Annotated in this window: 15 protein-coding genes; 8 read left to right on the top strand and 7 right to left on the bottom strand. The window is 65.8% G+C overall.

The genetic code is table 11. From position 1 onward, the window contains the following. Position 1 precedes the first annotated feature (1 nt). The 6 genes from rfbC (at position 2) to mmsB (ending at position 6,866) form a co-directional block, all read left to right on the top strand. Complete coding sequence (gene rfbC, locus BN972_RS03185; RefSeq protein WP_036352817.1) at positions 2-610, top strand: dTDP-4-dehydrorhamnose 3,5-epimerase; 609 nt, start codon at positions 2-4, stop codon at positions 608-610. 92 nt (positions 611-702) lie between these two features. Then, positions 703-1,200 carry a lipoprotein LpqH gene (locus BN972_RS03180; protein WP_036352815.1) on the top strand — a complete coding sequence of 166 codons (498 nt, stop codon included), beginning with the start codon at positions 703-705 and terminating at the stop codon, positions 1,198-1,200. Positions 1,201-1,304: 104 nt separating this feature from the next. Beyond that, positions 1,305-3,179, top strand: a complete 1,875-nt coding sequence (locus BN972_RS27550) for a PecA family PE domain-processing aspartic protease (RefSeq protein ID WP_051544998.1) — start codon at positions 1,305-1,307, stop codon at positions 3,177-3,179. 104 nt (positions 3,180-3,283) lie between these two features. Then, positions 3,284-4,804: a CoA-acylating methylmalonate-semialdehyde dehydrogenase gene (locus tag BN972_RS03170; protein ID WP_036352811.1), complete on the top strand. Its 1,521-nt coding sequence runs from the start codon at positions 3,284-3,286 to the stop codon at positions 4,802-4,804. Positions 4,805-4,811: 7 nt separating this feature from the next. Beyond that, entirely contained in the window at positions 4,812-5,972 is a 1,161-nt protein-coding gene (locus tag BN972_RS03165) for an isobutyryl-CoA dehydrogenase (protein ID WP_036352807.1), read from the top strand. 21 nt (positions 5,973-5,993) lie between these two features. Beyond that, a complete protein-coding gene (gene mmsB, locus BN972_RS03160; RefSeq protein ID WP_080696778.1) occupies positions 5,994-6,866 on the top strand; it encodes a 3-hydroxyisobutyrate dehydrogenase in 873 nt (290 codons plus the stop codon). 110 nt (positions 6,867-6,976) lie between these two features. Here mmsB and BN972_RS03155 read toward each other — a convergent pair whose 3' ends face one another. Genes BN972_RS03155 through secY form a run of 6 tightly spaced genes read right to left on the bottom strand, consistent with a single transcriptional unit; the run spans position 6,977 to position 11,434 of the window. Beyond that, positions 6,977-7,477, bottom strand: coding sequence for a MarR family winged helix-turn-helix transcriptional regulator (locus BN972_RS03155; protein ID WP_036352803.1), 501 nt, complete (start codon positions 7,475-7,477; stop codon positions 6,977-6,979). Positions 7,478-7,484: 7 nt separating this feature from the next. Continuing rightward, on the bottom strand, positions 7,485-8,177 hold the full coding sequence (locus tag BN972_RS03150) for an anti-sigma factor family protein (protein WP_036352801.1): 693 nt from the start codon (positions 8,175-8,177) through the stop codon (positions 7,485-7,487). A gap of 6 nt (positions 8,178-8,183) precedes the next feature. Further along, positions 8,184-8,720, bottom strand: a complete 537-nt coding sequence (locus BN972_RS03145; protein WP_036352799.1) for a sigma-70 family RNA polymerase sigma factor — start codon at positions 8,718-8,720, stop codon at positions 8,184-8,186. A gap of 46 nt (positions 8,721-8,766) precedes the next feature. Next, the gene (gene map, locus BN972_RS03140) at positions 8,767-9,564 is read right to left on the bottom strand and encodes a type I methionyl aminopeptidase (RefSeq protein WP_036352798.1); all 798 of its coding nucleotides are present in this window, start codon (positions 9,562-9,564) and stop codon (positions 8,767-8,769) included. 2 nt (positions 9,565-9,566) lie between these two features. Beyond that, complete coding sequence (locus BN972_RS03135) at positions 9,567-10,112, bottom strand: adenylate kinase (RefSeq protein ID WP_036352795.1); 546 nt, start codon at positions 10,110-10,112, stop codon at positions 9,567-9,569. Further along, complete coding sequence (gene secY, locus BN972_RS03130; protein WP_036352793.1) at positions 10,109-11,434, bottom strand: preprotein translocase subunit SecY; 1,326 nt, start codon at positions 11,432-11,434, stop codon at positions 10,109-10,111. The genes BN972_RS03135 and secY overlap by 4 nt, the downstream gene beginning before the upstream one ends. A 254-nt stretch (positions 11,435-11,688) precedes the next feature. Between secY and BN972_RS03125 the strand changes: the two genes are divergently transcribed. Both BN972_RS03125 and BN972_RS03120 read left to right on the top strand, forming a co-directional pair. Next, positions 11,689-12,633, top strand: coding sequence for a class I SAM-dependent methyltransferase (locus BN972_RS03125; protein WP_036352791.1), 945 nt, complete (start codon positions 11,689-11,691; stop codon positions 12,631-12,633). Positions 12,634-12,646: 13 nt separating this feature from the next. Continuing rightward, entirely contained in the window at positions 12,647-13,573 is a 927-nt protein-coding gene (locus BN972_RS03120; protein ID WP_036352787.1) for a class I SAM-dependent methyltransferase, read from the top strand. Here BN972_RS03120 and BN972_RS03115 read toward each other — a convergent pair. Further along, positions 13,560-14,225, bottom strand: a complete 666-nt coding sequence (locus BN972_RS03115; protein WP_036352784.1) for a GNAT family N-acetyltransferase — start codon at positions 14,223-14,225, stop codon at positions 13,560-13,562. The genes BN972_RS03120 and BN972_RS03115 overlap by 14 nt on opposite strands. Between the last annotated feature and the right edge of the window lie 8 nt (positions 14,226-14,233).

The following is a 14,233-nucleotide window of genomic DNA, read 5'->3' as shown; positions in this document are numbered from 1 at the left end:
CATGAAAGTACGCGAACTCAAGATTCCTGGCGCCTGGGAGATCACCCCGACCATTCATGGCGACTCGCGCGGCGTCTTCTTCGAATGGTTCACAGACCGCGGGTTCAGTGGTTTCGCCGGTCACCGGTTCGACTTGCGTCAGGCGAACTGCTCGACGTCCTCGGCGGGTGTGTTGCGCGGGCTGCACTTCGCCCAGGTGCCGCCGAGCCAAGCCAAGTATGTCTCCTGCCTGTTCGGCTCGGTGTTCGACGTGGTGGTCGATATTCGGGTTGGCTCACCGACATTCGGGCAGTGGGACGCGGTCCTGCTCGACGATAAGGATCGCCGGACCATTTACGTATCCGAAGGCCTTGGGCACGCTTTCCTTGCGCTGCAGGATAATTCGACCGTGATGTACCTCTGTTCGGCGGAGTACAACCCGCAGCGCGAACACACCATCGCCGCCACGGACCCGGACCTGGCCATCGACTGGCCGCTGGTCAACGGCGTCGCACCCACCTTGTCCGATCGCGATGCCGCCGCCCCCAGCTTCGCAGAGGTCCAGGAGTCCGGCCTGCTGCCCACCTGGGAGGAGACGCGGCAGTTCATCGCCGAGCTCCGCGGGAATTAAATAGACATCTGTACGACAGTTCCTTGACCGTAGATACTGCAAGGCACGTCCGCTACGCAGCGGAGTGAAAAACCTCGGGCAAGGAGAATTCGGTGAAGCGTGATCTGTTGATTGCCGTTGGTGCGGCGACTCTGGTGGCCGGTATGGCCGGGTGTTCTAATGACGAAAAATCCTCGGCCCCTTCGTCGTCCGGCGCGGCGTCCGCCAGCGCGGCCGTCAGTTCCAGCCCTGCGCCGGCGAGCGCCACCCCGGCGGCCGCCGGCGAGACCCGCGTTATCATCGGCGGCCAGCCGCAGAATGTCAGCGGGCCGGTGGTGTGCGACACCAACCAGGGCAGGTTCTCCATCGCGATCGGTGACATGATGACGGGTGTCATCGTCGGGCTCGAGCAGGACGCATCGGCGGTACACAGCGCCGGTCTGGGCACCGTCGACGGTGTGGTGCTCAGCTTCACCGAGGGCGCTCCCGGAAACAGCGCCAAGGCAACCAAGAATGGCAAGGGCTATCAGATCACCGGCACAGCCACCGGTGTCGACAACGCCGGACAACAGGTCAGCAAGACCTTCGAAGTCGACGCGACCTGCCCGTAGCCACGCGAGTTGCCGTCGAAATCACTATTTTTGGTGAATCGACTAGCTACCATCCGATGGTTGCCGGTCGGGCCGCGACCGGATGATCACGACGGGGTGGGCCGATGTCTTTCGTGACCGTGGTGCCGGCGTCGGTGGCGGACGCGGCGACGAGCCTGGAAAACTTGGGCGCGACGATCCGTTCCGCGCACACGGCTGCGGCCGCTCCCACGACCGCCATCGCAGCAGCCGCCGCCGATGAGGTGTCGGCGGCGATCGCGGCACTGTTCGCCCAGCAGGGGACGGTCTATCAGGCGCTGAGCACCCAGGCTGCGGCGTTTCACAGCCAACTGGTGGAAGCGCTCAACGCGGGTGTGCGTGCCTACGCAGCGGCCGAGGCGGCCAACGCGAGCCCGCTGCAAACCCTTGAGGAAGAGGTACTGGCGCTTATCAATGCGCCGACCAACACGCTGCTGGGGCGGCCGCTGATCGGCGACGGCGCCGACGGCATCACCACCGCGACCGGCATCGGAACGGGTGGCGGCGCGGGCGGCATCCTGTGGGGTAACGGCGGTCGTGGCGGCGCCAGCGTCACCGACGGGGTGGTGGGCGGCGCCGGCGGCCCGGCCGGATTGATCGGCAGCGGCGGCACGGGCGGGATGGGTGGGCTCGGCGCGGCCGGCGGGACCGGCGGCACCGGCGGATTGTTGTGGGGCAACGGCGGAACCGGCGGACTCGGCGGCTGGACCGGCACAGGTGGCGCCGGCGGCAATGCACTGTTCTTCGGTGACGGCGGGGCCGGCGGCCAGGGCGGGACGTTCATGTACAACCCCGTCGGCACCGTTCTTCCGGGCGGAACCGGCGGGACCGGGGGCATTGGTGGCCTGCTGTGGGGCAACGGCGGTGCCGGCGGCACCGGCGGGCCCTACGGAATGGGTGGCACCGGCGGCAGCGCGCAATGGTTCGGCGACGGCGGCACCGGCGGCACGGGTGGCGCCTTCGCCAACGGCGGACTGGGCGGCAACGGCGGACACCTGATCGGCAACGGCGGCGGCGGCGGCACCGGCGGCGTCATCTCCGGTCTCGGCGGCTCTGGTGGCATCGGTGGCCAGTTGCTGGGGCAAGCCGGGTCCACCGGCGCCAACGGCGGACCGGCCGCCGTCCAGTTGACGATGCACGCCACCCGCCCGACGCTGCAGGTCTCCGTCGACGGCGGACCGTTTGTGCAGGCAACCGTCGACACCGGCTCCAACGCCCTGCTGTTCGCCCCACAGGACGTCGATCTGGCGGCCCTGGGCTCCCCAATCCAAAGTGGCCTCACCTACAACTTCGGCAGCCCCGGAGACTCAACAGTGGTTACCTACAACGTCTACAGGGCGGCGCTCAACTTCGGAAACGGAATCATGACCCAGCCGACGACCGTCGGCGTCATCACCTCCGAGGTCTACAACGGCACGCCGGTACGGCCGGAAAGCCTGATCGGGGTCGGGACCAACGTGAACGACCCGACCTTCTCCACCGTTGCCGTGCAGCAGCTGCCCGGCGTATTGGCCAACGGCATCCTGGTCAACCAGCCCGGACATTACTTCCAGTTCGGCAACAACCCATTTCCCGAGGTTGCCCATGTCACCGGATCACCCTTCACCAACGGGCTGCGGATCATGGTCAACAACACCGTTGTGCAACCGGTGAGCATCAGCGTCGTCGATACCGGCGGTGTCAACGGCGCGATTCCCAGCAACCTGCTGCCCGCAGACCTGCAGAACATTCCGCCGGGCCAGCCACTTCCGGCTGGAACGAGAATCACTGTCCTGGTGGGCGATACCGTCATCTACAACCAGATAGCGGGCGGGGGCATCAATGCCACGCGGGCGACGGTCTCCACGATGGCGGGCGGATTCTTCAATACCGGGAACTACCCCTACACGCTGATGCCGATTTACCACTCCTACCTGCCGGCCGGCATCGGGACAGTCGTCTTCGACTCGTTGCCGACATAATTCTTGTTTGACCTGCGAGAAAGCCCGTTTCTTGCAGCGCTGCGCCGGAGTTACTAGGATATCCAAGTATCCCTAAAACCCTTCCTCACTTCTCCGGGACAACCATGACCACGCAGATTTCGCATTTCATCGATGGGCAGCGCACCGCCGGCCAGTCCACCCGCACCGCCGACGTCCTCAATCCCAGCACCGGCGAGGTGCAGGCAGCCGTCCCGATGGCCGGCCAGCCCGACATCGACGCCGCGGTGGCATCCGCAGCGCGGGCCCAAAAGGACTGGGCAGCATGGAATCCACAGCGCCGTGCCCGGGTGCTGATGCGGTTCGTCGACCTGGTCAACAAGAACATCGACGAGCTGGCCGAGCTACTGTCCCTCGAGCACGGCAAGACAGTGGCCGACTCCCGCGGTGACGTCCAGCGCGGCATCGAGGTGATCGAGTTCTGCATCGGCATTCCGCATCTGCTCAAGGGCGACTACACCGAGGGTGCCGGTCCCGGCATCGACGTCTACTCGCTGCGCCAGCCGTTGGGCGTGGTGGCGGGCATCACCCCGTTCAACTTTCCCGCGATGATCCCGCTGTGGAAGGCCGGCCCCGCTCTCGCGTGCGGAAACGCATTCATTCTCAAGCCAAGTGAGCGGGACCCGTCGGTTCCGGTGCGGTTGGCGGAGCTGTTCACCGAGGCCGGCTTGCCACCCGGGGTTTTCCAGGTCGTGCACGGCGACAAGGAAGCCGTCGACGCGATCCTGCACCACCCCGACATCCAGGCGGTGGGTTTCGTCGGTAGCTCGGACATCGCGCAGTACATCTACTCCACCTCGGCGGCTACCGGCAAGCGGTCGCAATGTTTCGGGGGTGCCAAGAACCACATGATCGTGATGCCCGACGCCGACCTCGACCAGGCCGTCGACGCCCTTATCGGCGCCGGCTACGGCAGTGCCGGTGAACGTTGCATGGCGATCAGCGTCGCCGTCCCGGTCGGCGAGCAGACCGCGGATCGGTTGCGCGCCAGGCTGATTGAGCGGATCAACGGCTTGCGTGTCGGTCACAGCCTGGACCCCAAGGCCGACTACGGCCCGCTGGTCACCGAGGCGGCGCTGACCCGGGTCCGTGACTACATCGCCCAGGGCGTGGACGCCGGAGCGGAGCTCGTCATCGACGGGCGCGAGCGCGCCAGCGACGACCTGACCTTCGGCGACGCCAACCTCGAGGGTGGATTCTTCATCGGTCCCACGCTGTTCGACCACGTGACCCCCGAGATGTCGATCTACACCGACGAGATCTTCGGCCCGGTGCTGTGCATCGTGCGCGCCCATGACTATGAAGAGGCCCTGCGCCTGCCGTCCGAGCACGAATACGGTAACGGTGTAGCGGTTTTCACTCGCGATGGCGACACCGCCCGCGACTTCGTCTCCCGGGTGCAGGTGGGGATGGTCGGCGTCAACGTCCCGATTCCGGTTCCGGTGGCCTACCACACCTTTGGCGGCTGGAAGCGCTCCGGTTTCGGCGACCTCAACCAGCACGGCCCAGCCTCGATCCAGTTCTACACCAAGGTCAAGACCGTCACCTCGCGCTGGCCATCCGGCATCAAAGACGGTGCCGAATTCGTCATCCCCACAATGAATTAGAAAAGCAATGTTCACTCTCAACGACGACGAACGGGTCATCACCGAGACGGCCGCAGCGTTCGCCGAGAAGCGCATCGCCCCGTACGCCCTGGAATGGGATGCCACCAAACACTTCCCGACCGACGTGCTGCGTGAGGCCGCCGAACTCGGGATGGCCGCGATCTACTGCCGCGACGACGTGGGCGGGAGCGGGCTACGCCGCCTGGACGGGGTGCGCATTTTCGAGCAGCTGGCCACCGCCGACCCCGTCACGGCCGCATTCTTATCGATCCACAACATGTGTGCCTGGATGATCGACCGCTTTGGCACCGACGAACAGCGCAAGGCGTGGGTGCCGCGGCTGGCTTCCATGGATGTCATCGCCAGCTACTGCCTGACCGAGCCGGGTGCCGGCTCCGACGCCAGTGCGCTGAGTACCCGCGCGGTCAAGCAAGGTTCCGACTACGTCCTCGACGGCGTGAAGCAGTTCATCTCCGGCGCGGGCGCCTCCGATGTCTATGTCGTCATGGCCCGCACCGGAAGTGAGGGCCCGCGCGGCATCTCGGCGTTCATCGTCGAGAAGGGCACTGCTGGACTGAGTTTCGGCGCGCTTGAGGAGAAGATGGGCTGGCATGCCCAACCGACGGCACAAGTCGTGCTCGACGGCGTGCGGGTACCGGCGGACGCCATGCTGGGCGGCTCGGACGGTGAAGGCACCGGTTTCGGCATCGCAATGAACGGGCTGAACGGCGGCCGGCTCAATATCGCGGCGTGCTCGCTCGGCGGGGCGCAGGCCGCCTTTGACAAGGCGGGCGCCTACGTGCGGGAGCGCCAGGCGTTCGGCTCTGCCCTGCTCGATGAACCCACGGTGCGCTTCACGCTGGCCGACATGGCCACCGGGTTGGAGACCTCGCGAATGATGCTGTGGCGAGCGGCAAATGCCCTCGACGAGGATGCCGCCGACAAGGTCGAGCTGTGCGCGATGGCCAAGCGCTATGTCACCGACACCTGTTTCGAGGTCGCCGACAAGGCGCTGCAACTGCACGGTGGCTACGGCTACCTGCGCGAGTATGGTCTGGAGAAGATCGTGCGCGATCTGCGGGTGCATCGAATCCTGGAAGGGACCAACGAGATCATGCGAGTGGTCATCGGCCGGGCCGAAGCCACCCGGTTTCGAGCCAGCGCATAGAAGGGCGGGCGAGAGTTGTCGCTGAAGGTCGCTTTCCTGGGACTCGGCCACATGGGCGGACCGATGTCGGCGAATCTGCTTGCGGCGGGCCATGTCGTACGTGGCTACGACCCGGTGCCGGCCGCCGCGGACACCGCCGCCGAGCGCGGCGCGGCGGTGTTCGCCAGCGCCCCGGAAGCGGTGGCCGAGGCCGACGTCGTGATTACCATGCTGCCCAACGGCGAAGTCGTCAAACGCTGTTACGCCGACGTGCTGCCGGTCGCGCAATCCGGTGCGTTGTTCATCGACAGCTCCACCATCTCGGTGGACGACGCGCGCGAGGTGCACGCGCTGGCAGAAGGACATGGCATGGCGCAACTCGACGCTCCCGTTTCCGGCGGAGTGAAGGGAGCGGTGGCCGGGACGTTGGCGTTCATGGTCGGCGGCGACGAAGCGGCACTCGAGCGCGCGCGGCCGGTGCTGGAGCCCATGGCGGGCAAGATCATTCACTGCGGCGCGGCCGGTGCCGGCCAGGCCGCCAAGGTCTGCAACAACATGGTGCTCGCCGTGCAGCAGATCGCCATCGGCGAGGCCTTTGTGCTGGCCGAGAGGCTCGGCCTGTCGGCGCAGTCCCTCTTCGACGTCATCACCGGCGCAACCGGCAACTGCTGGGCAGTGCACACCAATTGTCCTGTGCCCGGCCCGGTTCCGGCGTCACCGGCCAATAACGACTTCCAGCCAGGCTTCGCGACCGCGCTGATGAACAAGGACCTGGGCTTGGCGATGGACGCGGTCGCGTCCACTGGTTCGATCGCACCACTGGGCACCCATGCCGCCGAGATCTATGCCAAATTCGCCGCAGACCACGGTGATAAGGACTTCAGCGCGATCATCGAAACGCTGCGCGGGCCCTGAGGGCCACGCGTACCGCCTGTCCTGATGCCGAGCGTCACGCCAGCGTGGCTGTCGACTGCGAGCGTCACTCTGGCGTGACGCTCGGCGGGAGGGTGCGCTCGGCGGACGGTCTAGAAATCCCCCGCATGGCGTCGCAGCGTCTCGATCGACGACACCAGCGCCTGTGACTCGTCGGGCCCCATCCCGATATCGGCGAAGACCTGTTCGTTCAGCGTGACCGTCGCGTCCTCCACCGTCGAGCGGCCCAGCTCGGTGATCTGCACCAACGTGGTCCGGCCGTCGGTGGGATGCGGCACCCGCTGCACCAGGCCGTCGGCCTCGAGCCGGCGGATCGCATGGGTGACGCTGGTGACATGCACCTGCAGCCGGTCCGAGGCCTTGGTGATCGGCAGCGCACCGGTACGGCTGAAAGCCAGCAGCCGCAACAACTCGTACCGGGAGAAGCTCAAATCGTAGGGCCGCAAAGCATTTTCGACGCGCGCCAGCAGAATCTGGTGGGCACGCATCACCGATGTCACCGCGACCATGCCCTGCGAGACGTCGCCCCAGCCGGCGCGCTCCCAGTTGTCCCGCGCGGCAGCGATCGGATCGCGCTTGGCGGAATCGGTCACGCACCTATTAAAGCGAACGTTCCAGCAGCACCTTGCCACTGTCAGCGGCAACCACCTGGACCGACGCGATCTGCTCGACCGGGGTGGCGATGCTGCCGGCCAGTTTCGCCGTGTGGCCCGGTGCGGCCACCCAGGTAGCCAGCCGGGTTTGGCTGCCGTCACGCCCCACCACCACCATGGCCAGGGTGTCGTGATGCGCGTCCGGTGGGGCCAGGCAGAAGCACTGCAGGTTGATGAACGTTCCCCAGTGCTGACTGCTGACTGAGACCGTCGACGTCAGCAGTTGGGTGCCCACCTGAGCCATCGGTTGCGCCGTGGCGGTTCCCGGATGCGAATGCAGCGACACATCGCCATTAATGCCCACCAGCACACCGATACCCAGCACCACGGCCGCAGCGGCAGCGGCCACCCATGTCGTCACCCGCGCGCGGCGCCGACGCCAGCGCACCGTCTGCAACAACGACGGCAGCAGGCGCGGCGAGATCTCCGGCCCACGGCCGGACTCGTCTATCGCGGCGACGTCCTCCCGGCTCAATTGCGAGAGCAGGGCCGGAACGCCGCTCAGTTCGGCGACCGCCGCTCGGCACGACGGGCACTCCGCCAGATGTGCCTCGAATTCACGCCGCTCGAGGGCCGACAGCGAACCCAGCACGTACGCGGCATCCCAGGTCGCGTAGTGGTGCGTACTCACGTCATTCATGTCCTGTCACCTCGTGACTCCAAGTTCTTGCAGGGTCAGGCGCAGCGCCCGCACTGCGTAGTGCAGACGCGACTTCACGGTCCCCTCTGCGATCCCCAAGTCGTTTGCTATTTGTGTGGTGGTCCAGCCACGGTAGTAGGACCGCTCGATCACGGCGCGATGTTCGGCCGAAAGTTGCGTCATCGCATCGGCGATCAGCAGCCGGTCCAAGGCCGCGTTCACTTCGTCCGGGCTGGAGTGCTCCGGAACGTTGGCGTCGTCGATCGATCCGGCGGTGTTGCGATACCGCGCGCTGCGCCGATCGTCGATGATCAGGTTGCGCGCCACGGTGAACAACCATGCTCGCGCCGACCGCTCGGTGTCGCTGACGACCTCCGGATGCTGCCAGGCCCGCACCAGCGTCTCTTGCACGACATCCTCGGCGTGACTGGCGTCACCTCCGGTCAGCCGCAACGCATAGCGCCACAGAACCGCGGCATGCTCGTCGTAGAGCGCCCTCATCAGGGCGGCTTCAGCCGCCTCGGTGTCACCCAAACGAGCCACCCGATCACCTCCTGCCCTACCAACACGAGGCGAGTAGTTGGGTGGTTCAAACGGTCAGGATGCGCGGACCGTCCTCGGTTACCGCAACCGTATGCTCCCAATGCGCGGCGCGCGACCCATCGGCCGTGGTCACGGTCCATTCGTCGTCCAGAACGACGGTCTTGCCCGTCCCCAGCGTCAGCATCGGTTCGATGGCCAGCACCGACCCGGCGGCCAGCAGCGGGCCCCGCCCCGGCGAACCCTCGTTGGGCAGGAATGGGTCCATGTGCATCTGCCGCCCGATGCCATGCCCGCCGTACCCCTCGACAATGCCGAACGCGCGGTCGTAGCGAACTGCCACGGCCCGCGTGCCCATTTCGATGGCGTGGGCGACGTCGGTCAAGCGGTTACCGATGATCATTGCCGCGATTCCGGCTTCGAGCGACTCCCTGGTCGCCGCGGAAAGTGCCGCATCGGCCGCGATGAGATCACCGATCCCAAACGTGACGGCCGCGTCACCGTGCCACCCGTCCAGCACCGCGCCGCAGTCGATGGACACCAGGTCACCCGGCACCAGAACCTCGGCGGCCGACGGAATGCCATGCACCACACGGTCATTCACCGAACTACAGATCGATGCCGGGTAGCCGTGGTAGCCCAGGAACGACGGGGTCGCGCCGGCTTCGCGGATCACCGACTCCGCGATTTCGTCGAGGGCCAGCGTGGACACCCCAGCGACCGCCGCGGTTCGTACGGCTTGCAGGGCGGCGGCGACGACGGCACCCGCCGCGGCCATTGCATCCAGCTCTCCGGCAGTGCGCTGCGGCACGACTCTGCGGCTCCGCAGCCGTGCCAAAGCACCCACGGTTACTTGCCCAGAGCTTGCAATGCGCGGGCGAACACCTCATCCATGGTGCCGACGGCGTCCACGGTCTTGAGCTCGTCGCGGTAGTAGTCCAGCAACGGCGCGGTCTCGTCCCGGTAAACCTTCATCCGATTGTGGATGACCTCTTCGGTGTCGTCGGCACGGCCACGACCCTTAAGCCGCTCCAGCAACTCCTCCTCAGATACCCGGAACTCCACCACGGCGTCGATGTCGGTGCCACGGCGCTGCAGCATGTCGTGCAGCGCCTTGGCCTGCTCCACCGAGCGGGGGTAGCCGTCCAGGATGAACCCGTTTGCCGCGTCCGGCTCGTTGAGGCGGTCGTCGACGAGCTCGTTGGTCAGCTCGGACGGCACCAGGTCGCCGGCATCCAGATACCGCTTTGCTTCGATTCCGAGCTTGGTGCCCTGCTGGATATTGCTGCGGAACAGATCGCCGGTGGAGATCTGCGGGATCCCCAGTTTCTCGGCCAGCTTCTGGGCCTGCGTGCCCTTGCCCGCCCCCGGCGGCCCAAGCAATACCACTCTCACTTGAGGAACCCTTCATAGTTGCGCTGCATGAGCTGACTTTCGATCTGTTTGACCGTATCCAACCCGACGCCGATCATGATCAAAACCGCGGTACCCCCGAAGGGTAGATTCTGAATGCCGCCGCTGTTGCCCATCTGCAAGAAGACATTCGGCAGCACCGAAATGACACCGAGGTAGATCGACCCGGGCAGGGTGATTCGGCTCAGTACATGGCGCAGGTAATCGGCGGTGGGACGACCCGGGCGAATTCCGGGGATAAAACCGCCGAACTTCTTCATTTCGTCGGCACGCTCGTCGGGATTGAACGTGATCGACACGTAGAAGTACGTGAAAAAGATGATGAGCCCGAAATAGATCGCGATGTACACCGGATTGCTCGGGTCCGAAAGGTAACTGCCGACGAATTTGTCCCACCAGCTGTGGCCGCCACCGCCGCTGCCGCTTCGAACAAGCTGGGTGATCAGGTTCGGAATGTAGATCAGCGAGGACGCGAAAATGACCGGGATGACGCCGGCCTGGTTGACCTTGAGCGGCAGATACGTCGACGTGCCGCCATACATCCGCCGGCCGACCATGCGCTTGGCGTACTGCACCGGGATTCGACGCTGTCCCTGCTCGACGAACACGACACCGACGATGATCACCAGCGCGGCCGCGCACACCGCGGCAAAAATCATGCCCCCACGGCTCTGCAGGATCTGATTGCCCTCGGCGGGAATGCGGGCGGCGATACCGACGAAGATCAGCAGGGACATGCCATTGCCGATGCCGCGTTCGGTGATCAGCTCACCCATCCACATCACCAGGGCGGCGCCGGCGGTCATCACCAGCACGATGACAATCTCGGAGAAGATGGTCTGGTTCGACAAGATGTCCAGCGAGCAGCCCTGCAGCAGCCCACCGTTGGCGGCCAGCGCGACGATGCTGGTGGCCTGCAAAACCGCCAATGCGATCGCCAGATAACGCGTGTACTGCGTCATCTTGGCCTGACCAGCCTGACCTTCTTTACGTAGCTCTTCGAAGCGGGGAATCACCACGGTGAGCAGCTGCACGATGATGCTCGCCGTGATGTAGGGCATCACGCCCACTGCGAACACCGTGAGCTTGAGCAGGGCGCCACCCGAGAACAGGTTGATCAGCGAGTAGATCTGCCCGGCCTGGCCGCCGCTGGCCTCCTTGATGCACTGCTGCACGTTCGGGAAATTGACACCGGGCGACGGCAGCGAGGCCCCCACGCGGTAGAGCACGACGATGCCCAGTGTGAAAAGGATCTTCCGTCTCAGGTCCACTGTTCGCAGCGATGAGATGAAAGCCGAAAGCACTCTTCCTCCTGCGCAGCCGAACTCTGGTCGCGGCATGCCAACCGGTTCGGCCGGCTGGGTCCATTTTCTGATCAGTCCTGGGTTCATCCCGCGTCACGTGCCCAACACCCAGCAGGCCAGGACGTACGCCGTCGCGCGTCAAACCGTGTACGAGACTAACAGCTGGTACGCACCGGCCCTGCCAGGGTGGGCGTACAGTCTTGATAGCTCGTTATATTTGCTAAATAACAGAACTGGTTTCCGGGAGCATATCGATGACCCAGACAGGCAGCGCGCGGTATGAGGGCGACACGTGGGATTTGGCATCCAGCGTCGGGTTGACGGCCACCATGGTCGCCGCGGCCCGCGCGGTGGCCGCCCGGGACAGCCAGGGTGCGGGAGCGGTCGCCACGGACAACTTCGCCGAGCCGCTGGTTCGCGCAGTAGGCGTTGATTTCTTCTCCCAGCTGGCCAGCGGTGAGCTGGACCTTTCCGATCTAGATTCGGAAACGGCCACCGGCACCAGGCATTTCGCCAACGCCATGGCTATCCGGACCAGGTTTTTCGACGACTTCTTCGCCGACGCGAGCGCTGCCGGCATCCGGCAGGCCGTGATTTTGGCGGCGGGGCTGGATTCCCGCGCCTACCGGCTGCCCTGGCCGGCGGGTACCACGGTGTTCGAGGTGGACCAGCCGCAGGTCATCGAGTTCAAGACCGCGACGCTGTCCGAGCTGGGTGCCGAGCCGACCGCGAATCGACGCACGGTGGCCGTCGACCTGCGCGACGACTGGCCCGCCGCACTGCGCGGAGCTGGGTTCGACCCCTCCCAGCGCACCGCCTGGATCGCCGAGGGCCTGCTGGGTTACCTGCCGGCCGAGGCTCAGGACCGGCTGCTCGACCAGGTAACCGCGCTGAGCGTGCCCGGCAGCCGGTTCGCCACCGAGGGCCTGCTGGACATCAACGAGCTCAATAAAGACGAGTTGCGCACCCGCATGCAGCGGCAGAACGACCGGTGGCGCAGCCACGGCCTGGATTTCGACATGGCCGCGCTGGTGTATTTCGACGACCGCACGGACGCCGGAACCTATCTTTCCGCGCACGGCTGGCAGACCGCCAGCGAGCGCAACGCGGAGCTGTTCGCCCGACACGGGCTGGTGCCGGCCGAAGGCGACGATGCCCCGTTCGGCGAGGTGGTTTATCTGAGTGCAGAGCGGTTGTGAAGGAGCACAAGCCATGACCTCTTTTGAGTCACATCGATCCTCCGGGGACACCTGGGATTTGGCATCCAGCGTGGGCGCCACCGCGACGATGGTGGCCGCCGCCCGCGCGGTTGCCTCCGAACAGGACAACCCGATCATCAACGACGCGTTCGCGGCACCGCTGGTGCGTGCGGTCGGTCTGGATTTCTTCACCCGTCTGGTCAACGGCCAGGTGTCCGAGGTCACCAGCGACGAGTCCCGTGCACGAGAGCTGCGCCTGATGGCCGACTCGATGGCGATCCGCACCCGCTTCTTCGACGACTTCTTTCTCGACGCCGCCCGCGCGGGCGTTGGCCAGGCCGTGATCCTGGCGGCCGGGCTGGACGCGCGCAGCTACCGGCTCTCCTGGCCGCGGGGCACGGTGGTCTACGAGGTCGACCAGCCCAAGGTGATCGAATTCAAAAACAAGGCTATGTCGGCGCTGGGCGCCACTCCGTCGGCGCACCGCAAAGCGGTCAGCATCGACTTGCGCGAGGACTGGCCTGCGGCGTTGCGCCGCAGCGGATTTGACCCGTCACGGGCCACGGCGTGGAGCGCCGAGGGGTTGCTGATGTACCTGCCCCCCGACGCCCAGGACCGGCTCTTCGACAACATCACCGAACTCAGCGGACCCGGCAGCCGACTGGCCACCGAATTCCACCCCGACTCGGACGTCCCGATGTCACAGCGCGCGCAGGAGTTCAGCGACCGGTGGGCCAACCTGGGCTGCGACATCGACTTCTCGGGACTGTTCTACGACGGCGAACGCAGCAACGTGATCGACTACCTCGGCGGCAAGGGCTGGCAGGTCAGCACTCGGCCACGGCGGGAGTTATACGCGGACTACGGGTGCGACTTCCCGGACGGCGACGAGCTGGGCCAACTACGCAACATCGTCACCATCACCGCTATCCGGGATTAGCGGCCGGCGCACGGACCACCATCGGCACCGCCGGGAAGGCCCACGCCATTTCGGAGCGCGACTTGCGCAGCGCCGCGGTGCCGTAGCCCTTCTTCCGGTGGTCGGGGTGGATCCAGATCCGCACGTTCACCTCGCCGTTCAACAGTTCGCCGAACACCATGCCGACCTTCTCCCCGGAATCGACGGCCACGAACCAGGCGGCTTCCTCGTCGTGCAAACGCTTGAGCGCCTTCCTGATTTCGTCGTCGATGTCCCCTGCCGGTGCGCCCGACCCGTCGCCGGCCGCTTTGATCTCTTCGGTGCGGGCGATGAAGATGTCGCGATCCTCGATCGCGGAGAAGGAACGCAGTTCGAGCGTCTCCCCCGAGCTCGCCGGACGCTCGTTGAGGTTGAAGCTCAGGTGCTTGTTGAGATCGTCGAGCTCGGCGAGGATCTTGGCGCGGGCGTCCTGAGTGAGCTGGTCGAACGACATGCTCATGACGGCCTCGGCCGCCAGATGAGAGGTGCCGAGCAGCGTGACGATCGCCTCGACCGCGGCGGGCTTGTTCTTGGCCTCCACTATCGCGTCGGCGACCTCATGCCGACGCTCCAACGCGGCAAGCAAGGCATCGGCGATCTCTCGACGGGCGGCGTTCTGGTCGTGGTCAGTCATTGCATAAG

It is taken from the genome of Mycobacterium asiaticum DSM 44297, assembly GCF_000613245.1.
Classification (GTDB): domain Bacteria; phylum Actinomycetota; class Actinomycetes; order Mycobacteriales; family Mycobacteriaceae; genus Mycobacterium; species Mycobacterium asiaticum.
This window is presented reverse-complemented; position numbering and strand designations above follow the sequence as displayed.

Coding starts and splice junctions, on each gene's coding strand:
- BN972_RS03170 (WP_036352811.1), top strand. CDS start 3,284: ATGACCACGCAGATTTCGCATTTCATCGATGGGCAGCGCACCGCCGGC.
- rfbC (WP_036352817.1), top strand. CDS start 2: ATGAAAGTACGCGAACTCAAGATTCCTGGCGCCTGGGAGATCACCCCG.
- BN972_RS27550 (WP_051544998.1), top strand. CDS start 1,305: ATGTCTTTCGTGACCGTGGTGCCGGCGTCGGTGGCGGACGCGGCGACG.
- BN972_RS03150 (WP_036352801.1), bottom strand. CDS start 8,177: ATGAATGACGTGAGTACGCACCACTACGCGACCTGGGATGCCGCGTAC.
- BN972_RS03165 (WP_036352807.1), top strand. CDS start 4,812: ATGTTCACTCTCAACGACGACGAACGGGTCATCACCGAGACGGCCGCA.
- BN972_RS03115 (WP_036352784.1), bottom strand. CDS start 14,225: ATGACTGACCACGACCAGAACGCCGCCCGTCGAGAGATCGCCGATGCC.
- BN972_RS03120 (WP_036352787.1), top strand. CDS start 12,647: ATGACCTCTTTTGAGTCACATCGATCCTCCGGGGACACCTGGGATTTG.
- BN972_RS03125 (WP_036352791.1), top strand. CDS start 11,689: ATGACCCAGACAGGCAGCGCGCGGTATGAGGGCGACACGTGGGATTTG.